The sequence below is a fragment of the Clostridium sp. D33t1_170424_F3 genome, assembly GCF_015667585.1.
Taxonomy (GTDB): domain Bacteria; phylum Bacillota; class Clostridia; order Oscillospirales; family Acutalibacteraceae; genus Anaeromassilibacillus.
Genome location: NZ_JADPEG010000002.1, coordinates 42828 through 67543 on the forward strand (window position 1 = coordinate 42828; position 24716 = coordinate 67543).

Sequence of the window (24716 nt, forward strand, 5' to 3'; positions counted from 1 at the left end):
CCATTCTGCTGGTTTTGCCGGTATTTTGTTATATTTTTAACAGGTTTGATTGTTTTACCTCTCCTGATCGCCCTTCACCTCGTTCAAAAGCTGAATCAAATCTCTTGCAGAACATGATGGCAGCTCCAAGCTGCACGAAGGATCCCGCATATGTTCCAGATAATGGGCGTCAGAATTGTGCAAATGTCTCAACGCTGTAAGCTCCGGATTGGTTTTCAACAGCTTTTCCAGAACACCGTTAAAACTAATTTCCGCCGTGCGAAATCCAGCTTCCGGCGGAATCGCGCCCAGGGATGCAATGACACTGTACGCAGTCTTATCCACATGCGCGGGAAACGCCGTCCCGCCAAACCGCACCGCTTCCCAATAGACGCGGTTGACACTGATCTGCGTCGCGTTGATCAGCAGGCGCTTTTCCTCGTTGAGGATATGGTCCTCCGCATCCATCACATATTGATGGCCAAAGATTTCCGGCTTGTTTTGGATGGGATAGCTTTTTTCCTGCACATAAGCCTCAAAGGCCTGCGCGGCAGGCACATCCGGAAACAGGCAGACCACATGCGCCTCTTCCTCCGTGCAAAGTTCCATGCCCGGCACTACCACCAGCCCCGCCGCTTCTCCTGCCTGGACCGCCGCGGGCGTATTCCGGCAGGTGTTGTGATCCGTGAGAGCGATGATGTCGTAACCCAGCAGTTTCGCCATGTTCACCAGGTTGCAGGGCGTCATATCATCGTCGCCGCAGGGAGACAGACAGGAATGCAGATGAAGATCATAAAACGCCTTCATCCTTTGAGCAGCTCCGCCAGCCGCGCGCCCAGCTCATAGCTGTTCTTCTCACTGCTCAGCACAACGATCCCCTGCTGCTCCGCACGCTGCCGCGCGTCCTCGTCGAGCCCCGCGTTGTCCGTAAGGACGATACACGCCGCGTCCGCCAGAGACGCGACCGCAATGGCGTTGACGTTGCCCATCACCGTGAACCAGGCCGCATCCGCAGGCAGGCGCGCCATTACCCAACTGAGCAGATCGCCTGTATAGCCGCCTGTCACCTCACGCGAAAGATCCTCTTCTACCAACCGTTTCAAGTCCAGCTTTTCACACAGTTCTTTTACCGTCATCAGACCCGTCCTCCTTATTGTGCCCCGGCACAAAGCCGCCCATGGAGGACAGCGCCTGGGCCACATGCTTGATCTCTTCCCGCAGTACAAAGATGCATTCGTTTTCTTTTGCCGCACCCTTCACTACGTCCTCCGCAAAGGAACGGCAGGTGGGTGCGCCGCAGGAACCGCAGTCCAACCCCGGAAGCCGCGCGGCGATCTCGTCCATTTCTGCCATCATGCGCAGCGCCTCCTCCATGTTGTCGGAGAGCTTGAGCACCGGTGCAAATTCCAGGTTGTCCTGCCACTGCATGCAGGGCGGAACGTCCCCTTCCAAATGGTTCTGCGATACCGGCAGATAGCGGCGCAGCCGCTGCAATCGCGCCTTTGCCACATACGCGTTTTCCACGCAGAGCACGCCGCCGACACAGCCGCCCGCACAGGCGTTCAGTTCGATGAAGTCCAGCTCCTTGATGCGCTCGTCTTCCAGCTCCTCCAGCACGCGGATCACATTGTCCACGCCATCCGCCGCCAGATATTTATCGTTGAGCAGCGCGGCGGATTCGCCGCCGCTGGACGCCCAGCCAACGCCGATTACCCCGGACTGCATCATTGGTTCCACCGTATCCGCGTGCTCCATCTTTTCCACCAGCGTCGGGAAAATCTCGCTGATGGCAATGGCACCGTCGACATACGATGTTTTGGAATTGATCGGGCATTTGGTATCTGTGACCTTTGCCGGGCAGGGCGTAATAAAAAACGCCCCGATCTTTTCGAGCGGAAGCCCCGTCTTCTTCGCTGCTTCCTTCTTGACAATGCGCGCCGCCGTCTCCATGGGAGAATTCAGCGGCAGTACATGGGAGCAGAGGTCCGGGAAGCGCACACGGATCAGGCGCACCACCGCCGGGCATGCCGAACTGATGACAGGACGCTCCAGAACGCCTTTCTGCATCAGCTTGCGCGTCGCGTCGGAAATGAGCTCCGCACTGCGGGACACCTCGTACACCTCGTCAAAGCCGAAGGCCTTTAAACCGGTGAGCACGATGTCGATGTCGTCCAGATTGTTGAACTGCCCGAACAGCGCGGGGGCAGGAAGGGCAATTTTATACTCGTAGCCGTCCAACAGATTCAGATGATCGAATTTTGCGCGCTTGGCGTGATGCGGGCAGACCCGGATGCACTCGCCGCAGTCGATGCAGCGCTCTGAAAGGATCAGCGCCTTGCCGTCGCGCACGCGGATCGCCTCTGTGGGGCAGCGCTTGATACAGTTGGTACATCCCATGCATTTATCCTTGTCCAAAATGACGGAATGGAAAAACTTATCCAAAATTAATCACCGCCTGCTTTGCTCCGATCCGTGAAAACAGTCATATGTAAGGTCGTCCCCTTGCCGACCTCGGTGTCTATCTTCAAAACGTCGGAATACTTTTTTATATTAGGCAAACCCATGCCCGCGCCGAATCCCAGAGAACGCACATTGTCCGGTGCGGTAGACCAGCCCTCCTGCATGGCTTTGCTCACATCCTTGATGCCGGGCCCATGATCCTCCAGCGCCACATAGATTTCATCCGGGCCAATATCCACATGCGCCATGCCGCCGCCCGCGTGAATCACCATGTTGATCTCTCCCTCATACATGGCGATCGCGACACGGCGGATCACATCCGCGCTGCAGCCAATCTTTTTCAGCTTCTTTTTGACGTCGCTGGACGCCGCACCCGCCTGGGTGAAATCGTCCCCGGGGACTACATAATCAAAATGCAGGGTACTCATGTAACGTCACATCCCCCTGACAATCCATTTGTATAAAGCAGGCCGCACGCGGTGAACATCCGGTAGGGCGTGCGCAGCACCGTCATATCCTTTTCTTTCGCCAGCTCCAGGATGGTATCGTCAACCTCCTTGCCGCGCACAAAGATGATACAGTGCATGTCCATCATCTCCGCCGTGCGCACCACCTGCGGGTTGGTCAGGCCCGTCAGCAGGACGGACTGGTCCTTTACAAAGGCCAGAACGTCGCTCATCATATCGCTTCCGCACGCTGTGCGCACTTCCACGTCCAAATCCCCTTCCGCAAGGATCTCCGCCTTTAGAATTTGTACTACGTCGCGTACTGTCATAGAACTTTCCTCCCATTTCATCCTATACAATGTTTTTGGATACGGCATTCTAAATTTTATGCATTTTTATTATAACATATCACAGAAAAGGAAACAACAAAAAGGAGGCCCCGGCAGACGATTTTAGAAGAATCGCCTGCCGGAGCCTTTCTTAAAATTGCCAATCAGTGATACGTGCTCACCGCAGTAACCTGGAATTTTACTTCCTGCGGGTCAAATGTACCGTCACCGGAATACGTCACCCTGTAGGATTGCTCTTTGGGATTGGGTATGTAGCTTTTTTCCGCGAGATACTGGTACACAAGATCGTCGTCGATCACTTTTGTTCCGTACGTCTGAAAATGGAGCGTATAAGACAAATCGGGAATCACAGTTCCGTCTGAATCGACAAACTGAACCATAAAGTCCTTTTCGATCTCAGACGGCGCCTTCTTCTGGAACTCATAAATCACAGAATAGGTTCCTTCCGTCAAACGGATGGACGTCCCCGGCTGCTGTGCGCCATTCGGAGTGGTACAATGGGCAAACTTCACGCTGGGGTCCGTAATGGAAAATCCCGCAGACGCAAGCGCTGGAAGGGTAAAATCCCCATAACCGGACGATTGATCCAACTCTACCGTATAGGTTCTTGGGTTGCTCTGCGTGGGGCCTGTCCACGCGCCAGCCTCTCCGCGGCCATAGACATGCACGGTTGCGGTTTTCTTTTCCGGTTCCGCACTTCCCTTCAGGTAGTAGACCAGTTCATTGCCACCATTGAAGAGTAACAGATTTTGTCCCTCTTTTTTGTCTCCGCTGTGGGTGGATACATAGTCCACCGCAGAGGTGCCTTGAAGATCACAAAAAGTGCTGAGGGACGGAATCTGAAACTCGTCCAAGCTGACGTTATATTCGCCCAAATCAATTGTAATGAACGGAGCGCCATATCGTGTGGAGTAAGTAACCGGGTATCCATTATAAGTTGCGGGTTTATCCGTTTTCAAGGTCGCGGACGCGTCCGGCGCCAACGCCGTTGTCCACCGAATGGTAACGGTGGTCGTTTTCTGTGAAGCTCTTGTCTGGGCCGCCGCAACGATAGAAAACGCAGTCACGATCAGCGCTACAACCAGACCAACTGCAAGAAAGCGTTTCCGTCTTTTGTTACCTGCAAATTTCATGATGCGTCCTCCTTATTCATATATCCCATCATTTTTGACAATTGTCTGACTGTTAAACAGTCTGCCTTCGTCCTCCGCAACCAGATATCCGGCTGTATGACCGGTTGTTGTAATGTTCCGGATGACACCGGTGGACTTGTTCTCGGAAACGATCCCGCCCACGCAGCACACGCCGCGCACGTTTGCACCGTCTTCCGGGGCCGTCAGCGAACAATCTTCAATTGCGCCGGCATTCACCACAGCCAGGCCGCCAAGGTGCATATAGCACGAATGATGGTCTGCCAATATCGCTTCATATTGCGTCAAATCCGCGTTGATTGAACCGGTATAGCTGCAAGCTTTGAGCGCCGCATCCACCGTGTTTGTAGAAACAAGCCCGCCGAAGTAGCAGTTTTTTCCTTCATTCGCTTCCATCGCCTCATCCGTGCGCAGGGTACCGTTGATATTGACAGAAGAAGCACAGTTTTCAATGGTTCCGGCATTGACGACAGCGATGGACCCCACACCGTTGCCGCTGCTGTTAATAGTTCCTTCAAGGGTCAGGTTTTTCAAAACGCCCGTGTTATTTACAAACAGGCCCAAGTTGTCCACACCGTTTATGGTATAGCTGACCGTGTATCTGGCGCCTTTGTACTCGCCGTTCAGTCCGCCGCTGATGGACTGGGTGGGGACGTAATCGCTGCCAAGCGCAATGTCAGCGCCCAAAACGAAGAACTTATCGCTGTAATCGCGGATTTTATTAAACTGCCGCTTGTTCATAATCAGGAAAGGGTTGTCCTCCGTGCCGTCGCCTCCGGAAAAGCCGGGGTCCCCCTTCTCTACCGTGAAAATGATGACGGCAGGCACGGCCAGACCGGTTTCTTCATCAACCGTTACAGCCTTTACCTGATTTTCCGGATCGTAAACATACCCGGCCGGCGCAGCGTAATCCGCCGCAGAAACATCGGCGCTGCTTTTCAATGTAATGAACCTGCTGGCAGCCAGTTCACCCGTCTGGCCGCCCTCGCGCCATTCAATTTTCACATTGTCCTTAAACCGGTCCGAGTCCACGTCGGGAGCGCCGCCGCTCGCGCCCTCGTCTATTTGATACGCGTTGAACATCAGGTCCGCGTGATAGTGCCTGCCCTGATAGTCGTTGCCCACCGTTTCCGGCAGATAGCCCGCGATGACATAGGTTTCATCGCCGCCCGCCGGAAGCATCGCCGTGGTGTAGACGGTCTTTGTTTCCGGCTCCGTGTTATCTGTTGCCAGCGTACCCGGATCAGCGACCGCATCGTCATAATACTTGTTCAGGTTGACGTCCTTGATTCTTTCCCAGCTCGTGCCGGTATTCTTGTAGATAAAAATCTTCAGGACTTTTTCCAGGCCGTTTGCACAGGCAACCCTGTGCTCCTTGTCCCAGCGAACCGTTTCGCCATCTTCGCTCAGGTTGGTATTCTCCTCGCCCTCTTTACACGGATCGCCCAGATTGACGGAAATATCCACCTTCGTGGGCAGCGTGCCGTCGTTGGTGATCTTGACCGGCTGGAAATAGACGGGATGCGGGGCAAAATCGCTGACGTTCATCCCATTCGCGTCTACCTGGTTGTCACCGCCCGCCGGATTCAGCTCGTTTTCAAAGTTTCCATATTTCATAGGGCGCAGATTTTTAAATTCCAGGGTTGCCTGATTTTCAATGTCCGGTTTTACAGTGATGTCCAGCACGCCGGCGGAAAAATTTGCGTTGACTTTTTCCGTGTCGGTAAACCATGCCATCGTGCCTCCGATCAACAGGCTCAGCACCAACAGCACGGAGACACCCGACAAAATAATTCTGCTTCTTTTCATGTTTGGTCTTCTCCTTTTATTTATATGTTACAAGCGGGCGCAGGATATACCATATTTTGTCATATCTTTTTCTTGTTTTTGTATTATACCACACACCTCAGAAAAATGCACGTAAAATTATCCTAATTATTTTATAAAAAATGACTAGAAACAGTCGATATTATATGAAACCGTTTTTCACGCAAAAAAGGGCTTATCTTTCGATAAGCCCTTTTTGTATGATGATAAGGAAATTACCGCTCTGTACAGCGGATGTTTTCCCGCTTATTCTTCCGGCGCCGCGGAAACCTTTTCAAACTGGCTGTTATACAGATTCGCATAGAAACCGTTCTTTGCCATCAGCTCATCGTGCGTGCCCTGCTCCACAATATCGCCGTCTTTCATGCAGAGAATCAGGTCGGCGTCACGGATCGTGGACAGCCGGTGTGCAATCACAAAGCTGGTGCGGCCCTTCATCAGGTTATCCATCGCCTTTTGGATCAGCACTTCCGTGCGGGTGTCGACGGAGCTGGTCGCTTCATCCAGGATGAGAATCTTCGGATCGGACAGGATCGCACGCGCAATGGTCAGCAGTTGCTTCTGCCCCTGGGAAACGTTGCTGGCCTCCTCATTAAGCACCATATCGTAAGCGCCCGGCAGAGTGCGCACAAAGTGGTGCACCTGCGCGGCCTTCGCCGCCGCTTTCACCTCGTCGTCGTCCGCGTCCAGCCTGCCGTAGCGGATATTTTCGCGGATGGTGCCGTTGTAGAGCCAGGTATCCTGCAGCACCATGCCAAAGATGGAGCGCAGCTCGCTGCGGGAGAAATTGCGGATATCGTAGCCGTCGACCAGAATCGCGCCCTCGTTGACATCGTAGAAGCGCATCAGCAGCTTCACCATGGTGGTCTTTCCGGCGCCCGTGGGGCCGACGATCGCCACCTTCTGACCCGGCAGAATATTGGCGCTGAAATCGTTGATGATCGTCTTATTGGCATTGTATCCAAATTTGACATGCGCAAACTGCACGCTGCCATGGATGTGAATCAGGCTGTCCGTGTCCGGCACGGTGTCATCGTCGTTGATATGCACAACCGGCGCGTCAGGCGTTTCTTCCGGCTCTTCCAGGAATTCAAACACGCGCTCCGCCGCCGCCGCAGTCTGCTGCAAAATATTGCTGATGTTGGCAACCTGCGTGATCGGCTGGGTAAACTGGCGCACATACTGGATAAACGCCTGGATGCCGCCCACATCCAGACGGCCGCCGGAGGCCAGCCAGCCGCCGATGATGCAGACGACCACATAGCCCACGTTGGCAACAAAGTTCATCACCGGCATCATCAGGCCGGAGAGGAACTGCGACTTCCACGCGGAGTGGAACAGGGTTTCATTATAAGCGTCAAATTCCTGTACGGAGGCCTCTTCGCCGTTAAACGCTTTCATCACCATGTGCCCGCCGTACATTTCCTCAACATGGCCGTTGACATGGCCCAGATATTCCTGCTGCGCCGCAAAATATTTCTGGGAACGCTTGACAATCTGCAGGATAAAAATCAGAGAAACCGGGATGATGCACAGCGCAACCAGCGTCAGCTGCCAGCTGATGGAAAACATCATAATCAGGATGCCCACGATGGTCGTCACCGAGGTGATGATCTGCGTGATGCTCTGGTTCAGCGTCTGGCTCAGCGTATCCACGTCGTTTGTCACGCGGGAGAGCACCTCGCCGTGGCTGGTGGTATCAAAATAGTTGAGCGGCATCCGGTTGATCTTTTTCATGATGTCGTTGCGCAGATTGTACGTCACACACATGGAGACGCCCGTCATGACCCAGCTCTGAATATAGGAGAACGCCAGGCTGATCAGGTACAGCGTCAGCAGAAACAGGAGAATCTGCAGGATGCGCCCAAAGTCGATGCCGGTCCCGGTACCCGCAATTTTCCCCATAATGCCGTTAAACATTTCCGTGGTCGCGGTGCCCAGGATTTTCGGGCCCACGATCATAAATACGGTGGACAGCATGGCGAATACCAGCACAACGGCGACGCGGATTTTATACCGTCCAAGATACCGCAGCAGCTTCCCCATACTGCCTTTGAAATCCTTTGCCTTTTCCGTAGGCGCTCCCACCGGTCCACGCCCGCCGCCAAACGGGCCGTGTCTTTTGGGCGTCTGGGCTTTCATCGGACTGCTCATGCCAATTCCTCCTCTGAAAGCTGGGAACGGGCGATTTCCTGGTACGTCCCGCAGGTCCGCATCAGTTCCTTATGGGTGCCGATCCCCACAATTTTGCCTTCGTCCAGCACAATAATCTGTTCGGCGTCCATGATGGTGCTGACGCGCTGGGCAACGATCAGCACAGTGGAATCGCCGGTATCCTTTTTCAACGCGCGGCGCAGGGCGGCGTCGGTCTTAAAGTCGAGCGCGGAAAAACTGTCGTCAAAAATATAGACAGGCGCCCGTTTTGTCAGCGCACGGCCGATCGACAGGCGCTGTTTCTGCCCGCCGGAGACGTTGGTGCCTCCCTGTGAAATATCCGTGTGCAGGCCGTCCGGCATATTCTGAATGAATTCCGCGGCCTGCGCCACCTCGGCGGAGCGTTCAATCTCCCGGTCCGTCGCATCCGGGCTGCCGTAGCGCAGATTGGATGCGATATCTCCGGAGAACAATATGCCTTTCTGCGGCACATATCCAATGTTCTCCCGCAGCTCATGCTGGGGGATTTTACGGACATCCACGCCGTCCAGCAAAATTTTACCGGAGGTCACGTCGTAAAAGCGCGGAATCAAATTGATCAGCGTCGATTTGCCGGACCCGGTGGAACCAATAAACGCGGTGGTCTGCCCCGGCAGGGCCGTAAAGCTGATGTCCTGCAGCACGTCGTCCTCGGCGTTGCTGTAGCGGAAGCTGACGTCACGGAATTCAATCTTCCCCTTTGCTCTCCCCTTCAGGCGTACCGGCTGCTCCGCGTCGCGGACCGTCGGCTCCGTCTCCAGCACCTCTGCGATACGGCCGCCGGAAACCGCCGCACGCGGCACCATAATGAACATCATGGAGATCATCAGGAAGGACATGATCACCTGCATGGCGTACTGCATGAACGCCATCATGTCGCCCACCTGCATCATGGACTGTTCGATCTGGTGGCCGCCCACCCAGACAATCAGCAGGGAAACCACATTCATCATAAACATCATGGCGGGCATCATGGCGACCATCACACGGTTGACAAACAGGTTCGTGCTGGTGAGGTCTTTATTGGCCTTCTCAAAGCGTTCCTCTTCAAACTTCTGCGTACCGAACGCACGGATGACCATCATACCGCTGAGGTTTTCCCGGGTGACCAGATTCAGCTTGTCGACCAGCTTCTGCACAATCTTAAACTTCGGCGTGACAATGGAAAATACCACCACCACAATGCCGATCAGGATGAGCACGCCCAGTGCGATGATCCAGCTCATGGAAACGCTCTTGTTCAGCGCCATCAAAATACCGCCGATGCCCATAATGGGCGCCAGGCAGATCATGCGCAGGCCCAGAATCAGCAGCATCTGCACCTGCGTCACATCGTTGGTCGTGCGCGTGATCAGAGACGCTGTGGAAAACTGATCGAACTCGTCGTTTGAAAAGCTTTCAACCTTGCGGAACACATCCCGGCGGAGGTTTTTCGCCGTGCCCGCCGCAACCCGCGCCGCCAGCAGGCCCACACAGATCGTTGCAACCGCGCCGGCCAGCGTCAGCAGCAGCATGAACAGGCCGGTTTTCAGGATGTAATTGCTCTGGATCTGGTTCACATCCACGCCCAGTTCCCTGTAAAATTCGCGCGTCATGGCGACGCCCATCTGCCCGCCCATTGCGCTCTGAGAGGCCTCCGCCAGCTTACGCGCCTGCTGGACCGATTCCTCCGGCAGCTGCTCCAGCATGGGAAGCGCACGGTATAGCTCTGTGAAATCGAGGTCGTGCAAACTCATCTTATCGGCGGACAGCTCCACGTCCCCCTGTTCGTTCGCACCCCTCATCACATTGGAGAAGGTCATGACGCTTTTCTCATACGCGTCGGCCAGCTGCTGCACCTGCTCCGGCGATTCCGCACGAAGCACATAAATGTCTGTGGAAGCTAGCGCCGGATAAGCAGAACGGTAATCTTCCGCCTCCGCGCTGCCGGCGTCAATCTTCTGATATGCGCCGTCCATCCGGTCCTGCTCTTCCGCTGTCATAAAGGTCTTGATCAGCGTATAGCCGTTTTCACTGATGGCTTGCGGCGCTCTGTCCTCTATGCCGCCCTGCTGAATGCCAACATTGACAATATTGGACATCAGGTTCGGCAGGTTCAGGTCGCACATTGCCTGGCCGAACAGCAGCAGCACACACGCTATAATGGGCCAGATATACGGCTTTAAGTACCTTGCTAGTCTTCTCATCGAGTGGATTCACCCTTTCCCTCTGATTTTTTCTGGTCTCTCATCTCATCCATAATGTCAAACAGCCGCGTGGAGAGCTGAATCAGCTGATCCGTCTCCTCCTTGCCCATCCGCCGCTCCACTTCTTCCATGGTGGCAAACAGGTCCTCCCGCGCTTCCCCCAGCAGGGCTTTCCCCGTGGGGGTGAGAGACACAAATACGGCGCGCCGGTCGTTCTTTGTCATACTGCGGACCACAAGGCCCTTGCCCTCCAGCGAATTCAGCATCTGAGACACGGCAGGCATCGACATATTGGTCCGCCGGCTGATCTCGGAAATACGCACACCGGTCTCTTCCCCGTTTTCCTCCTGGCCCTTTCCGCAAAGCGCAATGCCATGCATCATAAAAAACGCACTCATGGGCAGTCCTTCTGTCTGGGAGAGGAACGGCCTGACGCTGCGATAGCGCCAAAACAACTCCAACAATCGACTATCACACGGTCCCATCTGTAAAAATCCTCCTTCAATGCTTCCCCACTGTACGGCTTTTTAAACCGGTTTCCTCTTAACCATTGCATCCATAAATAGTTAATACTATGAATAATGTATGATTATAAGCCTTTTTTGCTCTTTGTCAAGCGAACCCGCAGACTCTTCACAAATAATTAACAGAACCTTCACACAGTAAAAAAGGGCGGAACCTGAAATACAGGTTCCGCCCGCGCGCTATTTTTCAATCTATTTTCAGCCGGTTTTCGAACCACCACATAAAGAGCGCCGCCGCCCCCTGCAGCAGGAAAATCACACCCATCATGACGCCGATGATGTTGATCGCAATCACCGGACGGATGAACGAGATAAAGCCCAAAAGGATGCACGCCGCACCCACCAGAGCCATCCAGAACCAGCCCTTCACACCGAACTTTTTGAGGTCCAGCCCATCGACCAGACGAAGCACGCCGGAAAACACAACCCATAGTCCGAAAATATAGGGAATGATGGTTTCCGTCACCACCTGGTTGCACATGACAAACAGGCCCAGCAGAGCGGTCAGGATTCCGTTTGCCAACAGCCATCCGACGCCGTACATCGCACTGCGCGCAAATACATAAATGCCAATTTCCGCCAGTCCGGTGATCAGCATGGCAAGTCCGAATACGATGGTCAGGGACAGGATGATGGACGTTGGCGCGATGATCGCCAGCACCCCCGCAAAAATCAACACAATCCCGGAAATCAGCCAAAGCGTTTTGGAAACCCCTTGTTTCATATAAACCCCTCTTATCTCAAAATGTACTTTATGTTCTATTATACCCTACCATCTATAAAAAAGAAACGAAAATCGCCCCGATTTTTGTAAAAATCAGGGCGATTTTGAAAAAACAGCTTAAAGGGCCTCCACTGCGTCCGCGGCGCTGTCCAGCCAGTCCGCGTTGACCAGCTCCGCCAGTCCGGCGTCGTAGTTCTTCGCGACCTCCGGATCGATCGGCAGCTTGCCAAGCACCTTCAGGCCAAAGGTTTCCGCCGTCTGCTCCACATGGCTGTCGCCGAATATTTTAATTTCCTTGTCGCAGTCCGGACATTTGACATAGCTCATATTCTCCACGATGCCGATGATCGGCACGTTCATCATCTTCGCCATATTGACCGCTTTTGCAACGATCATGGATACCAGCTCCTGCGGCGAGGTGACGATCACAATGCCGTCCAGCGGAATGCTCTGGAACACCGTCAGCGGCACGTCGCCGGTTCCGGGAGGCATGTCCACAAACATATAGTCCACATCCGTCCAAATCACATCCGTCCAGAACTGCTTGACCGTGTTGGCGATGATCGGGCCGCGCCACACGACCGGCGCGCTCTCGTCCTCCAGCAGCAGATTGACAGACATGATGTCGATGCCCGTTTTGGTCTTTGCGGGGAGAATGCCGAACTCACTGCCCATCGCTTTTTCATGCACGCCGAACGCCTTCGGAATGGAAGGGCCGGTGATGTCCGCATCCAGCACCGCGGTATGCGCGCCGCGGCGGTTCAGCAGAACCGCCAGCATGGAGGTCACCATGCTTTTACCGACGCCGCCCTTGCCGCTCACAACGCCGATCACTTTTTTAATGCTGCTCATCGCATTTGGTTTTTCCAGAAAATCCGCAGGATTGGACTGGCGCGAGGAACAATTTTCCCCACAGCTGCTGCAATCGTGCGTACAGTTTTCACTCATACCGATATCTCCTTTATCGCCTCTCACGGCAAAAATCCGCCCGTATCTTCCGGACGTGTTTTCTATTGTAATAAACTATACCAAATTTGTCAACAAAGAAAGGAACGGTCAGAATTCTTTTTTCAGGCTTCGCAGGAAGAGGTCCGTCAAGACCTGGTTCGGTTCCGCCTTCTGGTTGACCACCGCGTCGACCGCGCGGCAGATGGGCATTTCCACCCCGTACAGCTCGCTCAGGCGCAACAGAGCGGTCGTCGTGGCCACACCTTCCGCCAATTCTCCATACGGCTCCCCACGCACAAACGCCTCGCCAAAGCGGCGGTTGTGGCTGTACGCGGAAAAAATGGTGGCCTGATAGTCTCCCAAATGGCTAAGGCCGTAAGCGGTGATCTCGCTGCCGCCCATCGCCTTGATCAGCCGGGCCACCTCCCGTGTGCCTCGCGCCATCAGCGCGCCCTTTAAAGCCGTCTTGTTCAGCCCATCCAGCATACCGGCCGCGATGCCGATGACGTTCTTCGCCGCGGCCCCCACCTCGTTGCCGATGAGGTCGCTGCCATAATAAAACCGGATCAGGTCGCTGGAAAACGTCTTGACCAACATCTCCTTTGCCTCCGGGGAACGGCTGTCGATCACCATACAATTGGGAATGCCCGCCGTAAAGTCCTGTACATGGCCAGGCCCCACCCAAATGGAAACCGTCGTCGTTTTGGGCGCATATTGCTCCACAATCTGTGTCAGGCGGTTGCCTGTATCGGCTTCCAGCCCTTTCATACAGAGCACAATTGCCTTGTCGTTCAGGTCAAACACGGACATCTGCTGCATCAGCATACGCAGGCTCTGCGCCGCGATGGAAATAATTAAAATCTGTGCGTTCTGCACCGCCCATCCCAAATCGTTGGTTAACTGTACAGAATCTTCTAAGGTTACCAAACCGTTTGACCGTGTTTCCTTCAATTCCTCAAAGCGTTTGGAGCCATCCCGTCCATACAGGGCGACCGTATGCTGCAGCCGGTCCGCATACCAGGCCAGAAAACTTCCCCAACGTCCGCATCCAATAACCGATATATTCATAAAAAGACGCGCGGGCGCTTCTTTCGGCCCGCGCGATGCCTCCCCTCAAATAGAAATATATCCTTATTATACCATATTGGAGGACTGTACAACAGAATTGTATTTAAATTTCGGGCTCCTTTTCCATATCCAGCTCAAACCAGAAGGTGCTTCCCACGCCTTCTTCACTCTGCACGCCGTACGCGCCGCCGTGCATATCCAGAATGGTCCGGACAATGGAAAGTCCCAGACCGGTGCCGACCTGCGCGCGTTTATGGGCTTTGTCCACTTTATAATAGCGCTCCCAAATATCCTTGAGCTTATCCTGCGCGATGCCTTCCCCGGTATCGCGCACTTCAATGCGGACCTTACCGCCCAGCTCAAGCTGACGCACATAGACGCATTTGTCCGCGCCGGTATATGTCAGCGCGTTGTTGACCAGGTTGTACACCACCTGGGAGATTTTCAGCTCGTCCGCATAGACCTCCACATTCCGCCCGGCGGTAAAGTTTATGTTGTAATCCGTCAGTTTATTATATCTCTTCAGGATATTGCGAATGCTTTCCGTCAGATCATATACGCTGCGGGAAAGCGTCTGCGTGCCGGACTGCATCTTGCTCAGGTCCAGCATATCATTGACCAGCGTCGTCAACCGGTTGGCTTCGTCGATGATAACCTGCACATTCTCCGGCGTGTTTTCACCCGGCAAATCGCGCATGACCTCGCTGTACCCCGTGATCATGGTCAGCGGCGTGCGCAGATCGTGGGAAACGTTGGCAATCAGGTCGCGGCGCAGCGTTTCCACCTTGGAAAGCTCTTTTGCGGCATAGTTGAGCGTGATGCCCAGCTCCGCGATCTCCCGGTAACCCCTTTCCAGAAACTCGACGTTGTAGTCGCCATGTGCCAACCCTTTTGCAGAGGAATTGATCTGGATAATCGGGCCGGAAATTCTTCTGGACATGAACAGCGCCAGTGCAATCGCAAGACCCAGCATGATCACCGTAATCCACATCAGCTGGATGCGCAGCGTCTGCACCGTCGCGCCGACCGGCGAGATGGTGGAGTTCAGCAGCACCAGCAGCTTGCGCCCGTTTTCTCTTTCTGCAATAAACGTATAGATCATATTTTCCGGCGCGTCGGGGTCCTCCCCGCGGTACGTACGGCGCTGCAGATCCGGCGCCGTTTTGAGATTGTCGCTGAAGAACGTCTCAAAATAGGTGCCGCCGTTGCGGTCCGTCAGCATATAGATGGCCGCGCGCTGCAGCGGATTCAGGCGATGAATGACGCAGCTCGGCGAGGCGTCCTCCGAGTAGAACAGGTCGCCGTATTCATCCGATACAATGATGCAGATCTGGTTATTCTGGGAAAGCTTGCTCAGCTGCATACCCAGGTCGTCGGAATTAATGCCCTTTTCAATGGTCTGCGCGGTATCCTTGATTTCCCGTATTTTAATAAACCGGTAAAAATCGTTCAGGAACATGGTCTGGAACACCCACAGCAGCACCAGAATCACAGCCGCAAATATGGCAAAGCCGCTGAACAGCCCCCATTTGATGCTGATCCGGCCATGCGGCCCGTGGTGGAAGCGCTCCTCTATCCGTTCCCAATGCTCACGAAACTTCAAAACGGTAGCCAACTCCCCTCAGCGTTACAATGAATTTGCTGTATTGCTTCAGGCTTTTTCGCAGCAATTTAATATGCGTGTCCAACGTGCGGTCATCGCCGTAAAAATCATAGCCCCATACGTTGGTGATCAGATTCTCGCGCGTCAGGGCAATATTGCGGTTGCGCGCAAAATAAAACAGCAGGTCGTACTCCTTGGGGGAAAGGTCCGCCTTCTCCCCATCGATGGTCACAATGCGGCCCGTAAAGTCGATCGTCAGGCCCTCAAAGCTGACCTGTTCCTTCTGCGGCTGGTCCGGCGCGGGCTGGGCGCGCTTCATGATGGCGTTGATGCGCATCATCAGCTCCTTTGGGGAAAAGGGCTTGACCACATAGTCGTCGATCCCCAGCTCAAAGCCGTGGATTTTATCGTATTCCTCGCCGCGCGCGGAGAGCATCAGGACCGGCGTGGAATTGGATTTGCGGATTTCCCGCACGGCGGAAAAACCGTCCAGCTCCGGCATCATGACGTCCATGATGATGATGTCAAACTCGTTCGGGTGTTCCCGGCAAATGCCGACGGCCTCCATGCCGTCCTTCGCCTCCGTGACGGTGTGCCCTTCAAACACGGCGTATTTTTTAATCAACTCGCGGATTTTATCCTCGTCGTCCACTACCAATATGCGATACATGCCTTCACTCCTCCTTATTTACATTGATTGTCGCATGCCACTGTGATGATTTTGTGACGGTTGCAAGAGTTTTTTTACTGTAATGCCATCGTACTACAAACCGGATAAAAGGGCAAGGTTACCGTTTTGATTCCCACATCCGGTCAGAGTGCTCGGTACACATAAAGTGGAGGTAAACCGGACAAAAGAAGTACGGCAAAAGCCTGTTTTTCGCGCGAAGCGCCGCTGATTTCCCGGTAAACAATATGGTACCCCGCTGCGTTGCAACAAATAGGTTCCCGGCGGCAGTTTTTTTGCAAATAGAAAACCTGCGGTGATACTTCAGAAACCGTTTTTTCCCGCGCACACGGAGGAAACTTCGCCCTCTGCTTGACAAATGCGGAACCGCGGCATATAATAGCAGACAAAGAAAACATGGCAAACCGATGACCGAGAGTAGTACGCAGGCACAGCAACCATTCAGAGAGCCGCAGGCGGTGGAATTGCGGCGGGAAGCAGCAGGCGGAATGGACTTGGGAGGGCAAAACGAACGGCGGTTTACGCTTAGTAGCTTTTGACGGGGGACTCCGCCCGTTATCAGGGGAGCATGCATTTTCACTGTGCATGAACAAAGCGGGCGAAATTTCGCCAATCCGGGTGGTACCGCAGGAGTTACAGCTCTTGTCCCTGTTTTACAGGGGCAAGGGCTTTTTTGTTTCTCAAATTGATGATTCAGGAGGCGATGTCCTTGGCTGATGGCTGGCGTTCCCTATCCTTCCGTCCCGGTCTCCGGGACATTTTCTCAAACAACATAAACCCATGAAACTTTTAGGAGGAATTTCACGATGAAACATCTTTTGAAAAAAGCAGCAGTCCTGATGATGAGCGCCTTATTGGCGGCAGCCTGCATAGCATGCGGCGCCCCTGCCGGAAACGAAAGCGGCGGCCAGAGCGAAACAATCAAGATCGGCGTGATTCAGTTTGCCGCACATCCTTCTCTGGATAACTGCTACAACGGTTTTGTGCAGGGCCTGGAAGAGGCGGGCTTTAAAGAGGGAGAAAACCTGGAGATCGACTTCCAGAACGCCCAGAACGACATTTCCAACAGCGATCTGATCGCCAAAAATATGGTTGCCAAAAAATACAGCCTGCTCGCGGGCATCGCGACGCCGTCCGCTATGAGCGCCTACGCCGCCGCTAAGTCGACGGACATCCCGGTGGTGTTCACCGCCGTTTCCGACGCGGTCGCGGCGGGCATCGTACAGAGCAATGAAAAGCCCGGCGTCAACTGTACCGGTTCCTCCGACGTGCTTCCTCTGGAACAGCAGGTGCAGATGATCCGCGCGTTTCTTCCGGACGCAGATAAGATCGGCATCCTGTACACCACCAGCGAACCGAACTCCGTCTCACAGCTCAAAGAAATCAAAGAGATCGTCAAGGATTACGGCTTTGAGATTGTCGACGTCGGCGTGACAAGCGCCTCCGAGGTGGCGGCAGGCGCGGCGACGCTGATTGCAAAGGGCGTGGACTGCATCAACAATTTTACCGACAACAACGTGGTGGATAACCTCTCAACGGTGTTACAGGCCGCCAACGAGGCGAACATCCCGGTCTTTGGCTCTGAGGAGGAGCAGGTCAAGAACGGCTGCCTGGCCTCCATGGGCATCGACTATGTGGCGCTCGGCAAGGAAACCGGCAAAATGGCCGCACAGATTCTGAAGGGCGAAGCAAAGGCAAGCGACCTGCCCGTCTTCATGGTAAAAGACTACGCGCCGGTTTACAACGAGTCGGTCCTCAAGGCATTGGGGCTTTCCCTCCCCTCCGAATATGCAAACGCGGCGGCACTGAGTAAATAAACAGAAAGCAGGTTCCGATTTTTATGGATATCGCACTTGGGCTATTGATTAACGTCCTGGAAGAGGGCTTCATCTACGGCATCATGGCAATCGGCGTCTACATCACCTATACGGTGCTGGATTTTCCGGACCTTTCGGTGGACGGTACCTTCCCGCTGGGCGCATGCGTTACAGCGGCGCTGATCACGGCGGGCGTCAATCCGTGGCTGGCCTGCCTGATCGCATTTGTATGCGGCGGGCTGGCGGGCTGTGTCACCGGATTGCTGCATGTCAAGCTGGGAATCACCGATCTGCTCTCCGGCATCCTGGTGATGACGGGCCTGTGGAGCGTCAACCTGGTGATCACCGGCGGCAGCTCGATCCTGCCCTTTTACAACATGGACACCATTTTTAACGCCGGCCCCGCGGCGCTCCTGCCGGAGGCGGCATCCCCCTACCGCATCGTGATCCTGGCGGGGATCGTCTGCCTGATCGTCAAGCTGCTGCTGGACGCATACTTGAAAACCCGGTCCGGCCTGCTGCTGCGCGCGTCCGGCAACAACGCGCAGTACGTCACCTCTCTGGGCAAAAATCCCGGCACCATGAAAATCATCGGCCTGGCCATCGGGAACGCCTGCACCGCCTTGGCGGGCTGCATCCTCGCGCAGCAGGGCGAATCTGCCAATGTCAGCAGCGGCACCGGCATGGTGGTCATGGCGTTGGCTTCCGTAATCATCGGCACCAGCCTGTTCCGCAAGGTAAAATTTATCAAGCCGACCCTGTCCGTCGTATTCGGCGCAATCCTCTACAAGGCCTGCCTTGTGATCGCCATGCAGCTGGGGCTGCCGACCAATTTCCTGAAGCTGCTGATGGCGGTCCTGTTCACGCTCGCGCTGGTTTCCAACAACCTGCTGTCCGGAAGGAGGAGAAAGCAACATGTCAACCCAACCCAAATCTGACGGAAACGCGCTCGTACGGATGGAACATATCTACAAGACGTTCAACCCGCATTCCGTCAACGAAGTCGTTTTATTTCAGGATTTTAACCTCTCCATCAAAGAAGGGCAGTTTATCTCCGTGGTGGGCAGCAACGGGTCCGGAAAGACCACCATTTTAAATCTGCTGTGCGGCAGCATCCCGGTGGACAGCGGGACCATTGCGGTAGGCGGACGGGATATCACGCGACTAAAAGAATACCAGCACTCCAAATTTATTGGACGCGTCTTTCAGGATCCCGGCAAGGGCACCTGCCCGGAGCTGACGATTCTGGAAAACATGGCGCTGGCGGACAACAAGGGCGGCGCTTACAACCTGCGGCGCGGCGTCAACAAAAAGCGGATCGACGCCTACCGCACCCAGCTGGAACTGTTGAAGCTCGGGCTGGAGGATAAACTCAACCTCTCTGTGGGCAGCCTTTCCGGGGGACAGCGGCAGGCGCTCGCGCTCCTGATCTGCACCATGACGCCCATCGACCTGCTGATTCTGGACGAACACACCGCCGCGCTGGACCCAAAATCGTCTGAAAATGTGATGCAGCTGACGGAACGCATTGTGCATGAAAAAAAGCTGACTACACTGATGGTGACGCACAATCTGAAATTTGCGATCAACTATGGTGACCGGATGATTATGATGCACCGCGGCTCCATTGTGCTGGATGCGGCAGACGAACAGAAATCCGCCCTCAGCACCCGCGACCTCACCGAAAAGTTCAACCAGATCAGCCTCGAAGACGGCAACTGAGTGGGGCAGACTAAGCCTGCACGCACGGCCGGTCCTTTTTGTCGCATTGAATTGGAAGTACGGCAGCGCCGGACGGAAATAGCAAATACCTGTTTTTATCGTTTTAATATGCCCGACAATTTCTTTTGCGCAGGTTATTAAACACAATCAATTGAAAAGGCGCTCCTGCGCGGCTGAATCAGCCGGCAGGAGCGCCTTTTTATGCTTGATTCGATTTATCCCTTCGCGCACTCGGATTTTGCCGGTTATGACAAATCTTCGTCGCGCAGGTTTACGGTGATCGCCTTCGGCCTGGTCATCGCCTCGATGGAGTAGCGGATGCCCTGCGTTCCCATACCGGACGCCTTTACGCCCAGGAACGGGAAGTGATCCGGTCCGCGCTCCGTCTTGTTGTTGATCTGCACAGTGCCGACTTCCAGCTGCTCCGCGATGGAAAACGCCTTGTTGATGTCGTTTGTAAAGACGGAGGACTGCAAACCGTATTCCGACTGGTTGGCAATTTCAATCGCCTGTTCCACACTCTTCACCCGAATGACCGGTAAAATCGGCGCAAACGGTTCGATCCACGCAACCTCCATCTCCTTTGTCACGTGGTCCAGGAGCGTGGGATAGACCAGATTTTTCTCGCGCTTATTTCCGGTAAGCAGGTGAGCGCCTTTTTCCAGCGCGTCCTCAATCAGCTTCTGCGCCGACTCCGCTGCTTTTTCATCGATCAGCGGCGTAATCATGGCGCCCTCGCGCGGGTCACCGACCTTCATTTGTTCTACGCGAGTTTTCAATTTCCCCACCAGCTGATCGGCCACCGCATCCGTTGCCAACACGCGTTTCACCGCGGTACAGCGCTGCCCGGAATAGGAAAACGCGCCGTCCGCAATGGTATTGGCTGCAAAATCGAGGTCCGCGTCCTCCAGCACAATTGCGGCGTCCTTGCCGCCCAGCTCCAGCAGCAGGGGCGTCATGCGGGCCAGGCTGGAGATATGCTGCCCGATTTCCGTACTGCCGGTGAAATTGATGAAATCGATCCCATCCTGCGTCACAATATAGTCGCCGATCTCACTGCCGCGCCCTGTAATCGTGTTGAGTACGCCGCCCGGCAGCCCGGCGCTCTGCAAAACGTCCGCCAGGTGCAGCGCGCTGACCGCGCCCTGGGTGGCAGGCTTAAGCACCACGGTATTGCCGCCGATCAGCGCCGGGGCAATCTTGGAAACGGAGAGGTTGACCGGGTAGTTAAACGGCGAAATTGCCAGCACGGTTCCCAGCGGCACCCGGCACACAAAGGACATTTTCCGGCGCGAACCGCCGGGGAAATTTTCCCCGCTGATCGCCTGCCCCTCCATGCTTTTCCCCATGTCCGCCGTATACCGCAGCAGGTCCGCGGAACGGACGATCTCAGACAACGCCGATTTTCGTTCCTTGGCTACCTCCATGGTCAGGATGTCCGCAATTTCCTCCGCGCGTTCTTCCAGCAGGTCTGCCGCACGGTAAAAAATTTCCGCCCGTTCATGGATGGGCCATTCCGCCCACGTTTTCCCGTGCAGCTTTGTATCCTGAATAGCCTCTGTTACCTCTTCCTTTGTCATGGCCTGTATTTTCCCGACCAGACTGCCGTCCACGGGCGACCGGATTTCCAGCAAACGGCCCGATGCGGACTCCACCCATTCCCCGTTTAAAAGGTTCCCGTAGACGGTTTCTCCCTGTATGGTATTCTGAAACATATGTCAGCCCCCTTTTGATTCTCCTTCATAGTATTCTCTTTCTGGAAGGAAAATACACAAGGCTTTGCCTGCATAAAGGGAAAACCAACCTCAGTCCCGCTATTTTCAGCATATAAAACAAGGAAACAAAGCAAAAAGCCTCCCATTTTCCAGCAGGGAAACGGGAGGCCTTCGCTTATTTCCACAGGCTGTCCTGCAGTTTTTTTACCTTGGAACGGCGCGCCGCCGTCTTTTCTTCGTTGACCCGGATAGTCCCTTCCTCGTCGATCTCCAGGACCGATCCCTCCGCCGCGCCTTGCGGCAGCTCCGACGTTTCAATGGCAAAGAGTTTCTGCTCCTCGTTTTCACAAATGGCGAACGTACCTTCAAACCGGTCGATGACCAATATCCGCACAGGAAATTCCTCCTTTATTTTTCATTTTCTCTAATCATATCGGAAATTGCGCCGCGATGCAAGAGGCGCTTCAGCGTTCCGTTAAGAGCTGTACTTCTTTTCCGTCGCTCAGGAAAAGCAGCGTACCGCTGACGTCCGTACGGCACACCTCGACCCCCGCCGCCTGCAGGCGGCGCAGCACCTTCACCCGGGGCAGGTTATTCCGGTCGTTGGTGACAGAGATAGCCGCATATCGCGGAGAAACCGCGTTCAGCAGTTCCTTTCCGGTGGAAGTTTCACTGCCGTGATGGCCTACTTTCAGCACATCCGCCCTGAGATTGCAATTCTGCGCCAGGAGCGCCTCCTCTTCTTCCGACTCGGCGTCTCCCATCAGTAAAAACGAAGTGTTTTTATACGAAACGTAAAGGATCAAAGAGCTATTATTGAGGTTTTTCGCTTCAACCTGCGGTTGAAAGACCGTGATTTCCGCTTCTCCCAGAAACAACGACTGCCCATCCGCCGGATAAACCGGCTCCATCTTCTTTTGGGCCAGCGCGTTTTTCACCGCACGGAACTCCTCCGTATCCGGCAGCAAAGAGTCGGGAAGCCTTGGACAAAAGTACGTCCCCACAGAAAAGTCCTCCAGCACACCGGCCAAACCGCCAATGTGATCGGCGTCCGGATGGCTGTTGACCACATACCGGAGGGAGTCCCAGCCGCGCCGACGAAGGTAACGGGCAACCTCCTCCCCGCGGTCTGCCGTGCCGCCGTCCACCAGCATCGCCTCCCCGCCGCATTCCAGCAGGAGGCTGTCCGCCTTGCCGACCTCCAGCACATGCAGAGAGAAAGGCACGTCATCCGCGGCGTCGGAAAAATCGTTTAGGCCACAAAGCTTTCCCAGCCTGTGCCAGCTCCCCGCTGAGGCCGGAATGCACGCGCAGACCAGCACCAGTACGGCGAGAACAACCAGCCCGGGGCGCAGCGCGGTTTTCTGCAAGTCTCCGTGCATAATTATTTTCTCTTTCTTACGGCGGGCTTGCCGCGCTTCTGCGGCTTCTTCCGGTGATTTCTGTCCGGCGCTTCCCTTTTTGCACCGGGAACCGTTCCCCATACCAGACAGTTTTCCCCCTTGCCGATCAGGTCCGTACGTCCCGCCAGCTTCAACGCCTCAATCACCAACGGTTTGTTCTTTGGAATAAAATACTGCATCAGCGCGCGCTGCATGGCCTTTTCTTTGTTGTCGCGCGGCACATAGACTTCTTTCATCGTGTACGGGTCCAGTCCCGTATAAAACATGCAGGTGGAAATGGTGCCGGGCGTTGGGTAAAAGTCCTGCACCTGCTCCGGGTGCAGGCGGTTTTTCTTGATGAACAGCGCCAGTTCCACCGCGTCCTGCAGCGTACTCCCCGGATGGGAGGACATCAGGTATGGCACCAGATACTGTTCCTTACCGGCCTCCCTGGTCAGCTTGAAAAAGCGCTTTTGGAACGCAAGATACGTTTCGATATGCGGCTTGCCCATGCAGTCCAGCACGCGCGCGGTGCAGTGCTCCGGCGCGACCTTCAGCTGCCCGCTGACGTGATGCTCCACCAGTTCCCGGAAAAAAGCGTCGTCCTTTTCTTCCATCAGATAATCAAACCGGATGCCGGAACGGATAAACACCTTCTTCACTTTGGGCAGAGAGCGCAGTTTGCGCAGCATGTCGAGGTATTCGCTGTGGTCCACCTGTAAAGCCGGGCAGGCCTTCGGCGCAAGACATTTTTTACCCGGACAAAGCCCCTGGGTTTCCTGCTTTTTGCAGGACGGCTGGCGGAAGTTCGCCGTCGGGCCGCCCACGTCGTGGATATATCCTTTAAAATGTGGGTTCGCGGTCAGAAGCTTTGCCTCGCGCAGAACGGATTCCTCACTGCGCACGGTGACCGCGCGCCCCTGATGGAACGCAATGGAGCAGAAATTACACGCCCCAAAGCAGCCGCGGTTATGCGTGATGGAGAACTCCACCTCCTGAATCGCGGGAACCCCGCCCAGCTTTTCATAGCTGGGATGATACGTGCGCTCATAGGGCAGCTCGTAGACCGCGTCCAGCTCCTCCTGCGTCAGCGGCGCCATCGGCGGATTCTGCACCAATATCCGGTCCTCATGGCGCTGAATCACCCTTTTTCCGCGTACGGCGTCCTGCTCATCCTGCTGTTTCCGGCAGGAGACCGCGTATTCCCGCTTATTTGTGCTGACCTGCTCAAAAGAGGGGCATTCCACCGCCGGGCCGGGCCGGTATTCCCTGGTGGGGACCAGATAACAGGTGCCGCGCACATCGGTGATGCTTTGGATCGGCTCCCCGTCCAGCAAGCGCCCGGCGATCTCAACGGCCTGCTTTTCTCCCATCCCGTAGGAAAGCAGGTCCGCGCCGGACTCAACCAGAATCGAAGGGCGCACCCGGTCGTCCCAATAGTCGTAGTGGGCAAACCGGCGCAGGGAGGCTTCCAGCCCAGCGATGATTACCGGCGTGTCCGGATACAGCTCCTTCAGCTTCTGCGTGTAGACGATGGTCGCGCGGTCCGGGCGCAGGCCGGGCTTGCTTCCCGGCGAATAGGCGTCCGTTTTCCGGCGGTTTTTGGCAACGGTATAGTGTGCCACCATGGAATCAATGTTTCCGGCGTTGACCAGAAAGGCCAGTTTCGGCATGCCGAAACGGCGGAAATCCTCGTCCGTACGCCAGTTGGGCTGGGACAGGATCGCCACGCGGTATCCGTAGCTTTCCAGCACACGCGAAATGATCGCTGTGCCAAAGGTCGGGTGGTCAACATAGGCGTCGCCTGTCACCAGTACAAAATCCGGCGCATCCCAGCCGCGCTGCTCCATCTCTTCTTTTGTGATCGGTAAAAAAGCCATATCTATTCCCCTGTTAACAAAATAGGGGGTTGTATCACGATTCGCTGAACCCC

At 55.0% G+C, this 24716-nt stretch carries 22 protein-coding genes and 1 other annotated feature; of the genes, 3 read left to right on the forward strand and 19 right to left on the reverse strand.

Features of this window, described 5'->3' with window-relative positions:
• Window positions 1-54: 54 nt before the first annotated feature.
• The 15 genes from I4V53_RS01665 to I4V53_RS01735 all read right to left on the reverse strand — a co-directional run bounded on the left by I4V53_RS01665 (window position 55) and on the right by I4V53_RS01735 (window position 16129).
• A complete protein-coding gene (locus I4V53_RS01665; RefSeq protein ID WP_195983683.1) occupies window positions 55-786 on the reverse strand; it encodes a PHP domain-containing protein in 732 nt (243 codons plus the stop codon).
• Window positions 783-1115 (reverse strand): DRTGG domain-containing protein, encoded by a 333-nt coding sequence (locus I4V53_RS01670; protein WP_195983684.1) that lies wholly within the window; start codon window positions 1113-1115, stop codon window positions 783-785. The genes I4V53_RS01665 and I4V53_RS01670 overlap by 4 nt, the downstream gene beginning before the upstream one ends.
• Window positions 1093-2421, reverse strand: coding sequence for a [Fe-Fe] hydrogenase large subunit C-terminal domain-containing protein (locus I4V53_RS01675; RefSeq protein WP_195983685.1), 1329 nt, complete (start codon window positions 2419-2421; stop codon window positions 1093-1095). The genes I4V53_RS01670 and I4V53_RS01675 overlap by 23 nt, the downstream gene beginning before the upstream one ends.
• Before the next feature lie 2 nt (window positions 2422-2423).
• Window positions 2424-2867 carry an ATP-binding protein gene (locus I4V53_RS01680; RefSeq protein ID WP_195983686.1) on the reverse strand — a complete coding sequence of 148 codons (444 nt, stop codon included), beginning with the start codon at window positions 2865-2867 and terminating at the stop codon, window positions 2424-2426.
• On the reverse strand, window positions 2864-3214 hold the full coding sequence (locus I4V53_RS01685; protein WP_050698794.1) for a DRTGG domain-containing protein: 351 nt from the start codon (window positions 3212-3214) through the stop codon (window positions 2864-2866). Before I4V53_RS01685 ends, I4V53_RS01680 begins: the two co-directional genes overlap by 4 nt.
• 164 nt (window positions 3215-3378) lie before the next feature.
• Entirely contained in the window at window positions 3379-4368 is a 990-nt protein-coding gene (locus I4V53_RS01690) for a hypothetical protein (RefSeq protein WP_195983687.1), read from the reverse strand.
• A gap of 12 nt (window positions 4369-4380) precedes the next feature.
• On the reverse strand, window positions 4381-6195 hold the full coding sequence (locus I4V53_RS01695) for a TasA family protein (RefSeq protein WP_195983688.1): 1815 nt from the start codon (window positions 6193-6195) through the stop codon (window positions 4381-4383).
• Window positions 6196-6459: 264 nt separating this feature from the next.
• Complete coding sequence (locus I4V53_RS01700) at window positions 6460-8367, reverse strand: ABC transporter ATP-binding protein (protein WP_195983689.1); 1908 nt, start codon at window positions 8365-8367, stop codon at window positions 6460-6462.
• Window positions 8364-10592: an ABC transporter ATP-binding protein gene (locus I4V53_RS01705; protein WP_195983690.1), complete on the reverse strand. Its 2229-nt coding sequence runs from the start codon at window positions 10590-10592 to the stop codon at window positions 8364-8366. The genes I4V53_RS01700 and I4V53_RS01705 overlap by 4 nt, the downstream gene beginning before the upstream one ends.
• Complete coding sequence (locus I4V53_RS01710; protein ID WP_207747813.1) at window positions 10589-11077, reverse strand: MarR family winged helix-turn-helix transcriptional regulator; 489 nt, start codon at window positions 11075-11077, stop codon at window positions 10589-10591. Before I4V53_RS01710 ends, I4V53_RS01705 begins: the two co-directional genes overlap by 4 nt.
• 226 nt (window positions 11078-11303) lie before the next feature.
• Window positions 11304-11840: an HdeD family acid-resistance protein gene (locus tag I4V53_RS01715; protein ID WP_195983692.1), complete on the reverse strand. Its 537-nt coding sequence runs from the start codon at window positions 11838-11840 to the stop codon at window positions 11304-11306.
• 117 nt (window positions 11841-11957) lie between these two features.
• Window positions 11958-12788 carry an Mrp/NBP35 family ATP-binding protein gene (locus tag I4V53_RS01720; RefSeq protein ID WP_195983693.1) on the reverse strand — a complete coding sequence of 277 codons (831 nt, stop codon included), beginning with the start codon at window positions 12786-12788 and terminating at the stop codon, window positions 11958-11960.
• 108 nt (window positions 12789-12896) lie between these two features.
• Window positions 12897-13856 (reverse strand): NAD(P)H-dependent glycerol-3-phosphate dehydrogenase, encoded by a 960-nt coding sequence (locus I4V53_RS01725; RefSeq protein WP_195983694.1) that lies wholly within the window; start codon window positions 13854-13856, stop codon window positions 12897-12899.
• Between the two features lie 103 nt (window positions 13857-13959).
• Window positions 13960-15459: a sensor histidine kinase gene (locus I4V53_RS01730; protein WP_286166985.1), complete on the reverse strand. Its 1500-nt coding sequence runs from the start codon at window positions 15457-15459 to the stop codon at window positions 13960-13962.
• The gene (locus I4V53_RS01735) at window positions 15446-16129 is read right to left on the reverse strand and encodes a response regulator transcription factor (RefSeq protein ID WP_050698803.1); all 684 of its coding nucleotides are present in this window, start codon (window positions 16127-16129) and stop codon (window positions 15446-15448) included. Before I4V53_RS01735 ends, I4V53_RS01730 begins: the two co-directional genes overlap by 14 nt.
• Window positions 16130-16545: 416 nt before the next feature.
• Window positions 16546-16800: a binding site (T-box leader), on the forward strand.
• A 153-nt stretch (window positions 16801-16953) separates the two neighbouring features.
• On the opposite strand from I4V53_RS01735, the gene I4V53_RS01740 reads away from it, so the two are divergent.
• Genes I4V53_RS01740 through I4V53_RS01750 form a run of 3 tightly spaced genes read left to right on the forward strand, consistent with a single transcriptional unit; the run spans window position 16954 to window position 19686 of the window.
• Window positions 16954-17964, forward strand: coding sequence for an ABC transporter substrate-binding protein (locus tag I4V53_RS01740; RefSeq protein WP_195983695.1), 1011 nt, complete (start codon window positions 16954-16956; stop codon window positions 17962-17964).
• A gap of 23 nt (window positions 17965-17987) precedes the next feature.
• Window positions 17988-18902 carry an ABC transporter permease gene (locus I4V53_RS01745; protein WP_195983696.1) on the forward strand — a complete coding sequence of 305 codons (915 nt, stop codon included), beginning with the start codon at window positions 17988-17990 and terminating at the stop codon, window positions 18900-18902.
• Entirely contained in the window at window positions 18880-19686 is an 807-nt protein-coding gene (locus I4V53_RS01750; protein WP_195983697.1) for an ABC transporter ATP-binding protein, read from the forward strand. The genes I4V53_RS01745 and I4V53_RS01750 overlap by 23 nt, the downstream gene beginning before the upstream one ends.
• 245 nt (window positions 19687-19931) lie before the next feature.
• Here the strand turns inward: I4V53_RS01750 and I4V53_RS01755 are convergent, their stop codons facing one another.
• The 4 genes from I4V53_RS01755 to I4V53_RS01770 all read right to left on the reverse strand — a co-directional run bounded on the left by I4V53_RS01755 (window position 19932) and on the right by I4V53_RS01770 (window position 24663).
• Window positions 19932-21401 (reverse strand): NADP-dependent glyceraldehyde-3-phosphate dehydrogenase, encoded by a 1470-nt coding sequence (locus I4V53_RS01755; protein WP_195983698.1) that lies wholly within the window; start codon window positions 21399-21401, stop codon window positions 19932-19934.
• Window positions 21402-21576: 175 nt separating this feature from the next.
• A complete protein-coding gene (locus I4V53_RS01760) occupies window positions 21577-21795 on the reverse strand; it encodes a DUF3006 domain-containing protein (protein WP_195983699.1) in 219 nt (72 codons plus the stop codon).
• A 70-nt stretch (window positions 21796-21865) separates the two neighbouring features.
• On the reverse strand, window positions 21866-22783 hold the full coding sequence (locus tag I4V53_RS01765) for a ComEC/Rec2 family competence protein (protein WP_195983700.1): 918 nt from the start codon (window positions 22781-22783) through the stop codon (window positions 21866-21868).
• Between the two features lie 2 nt (window positions 22784-22785).
• Window positions 22786-24663, reverse strand: a complete 1878-nt coding sequence (locus I4V53_RS01770; RefSeq protein WP_195983701.1) for a YgiQ family radical SAM protein — start codon at window positions 24661-24663, stop codon at window positions 22786-22788.
• Window positions 24664-24716 lie beyond the last annotated feature (53 nt).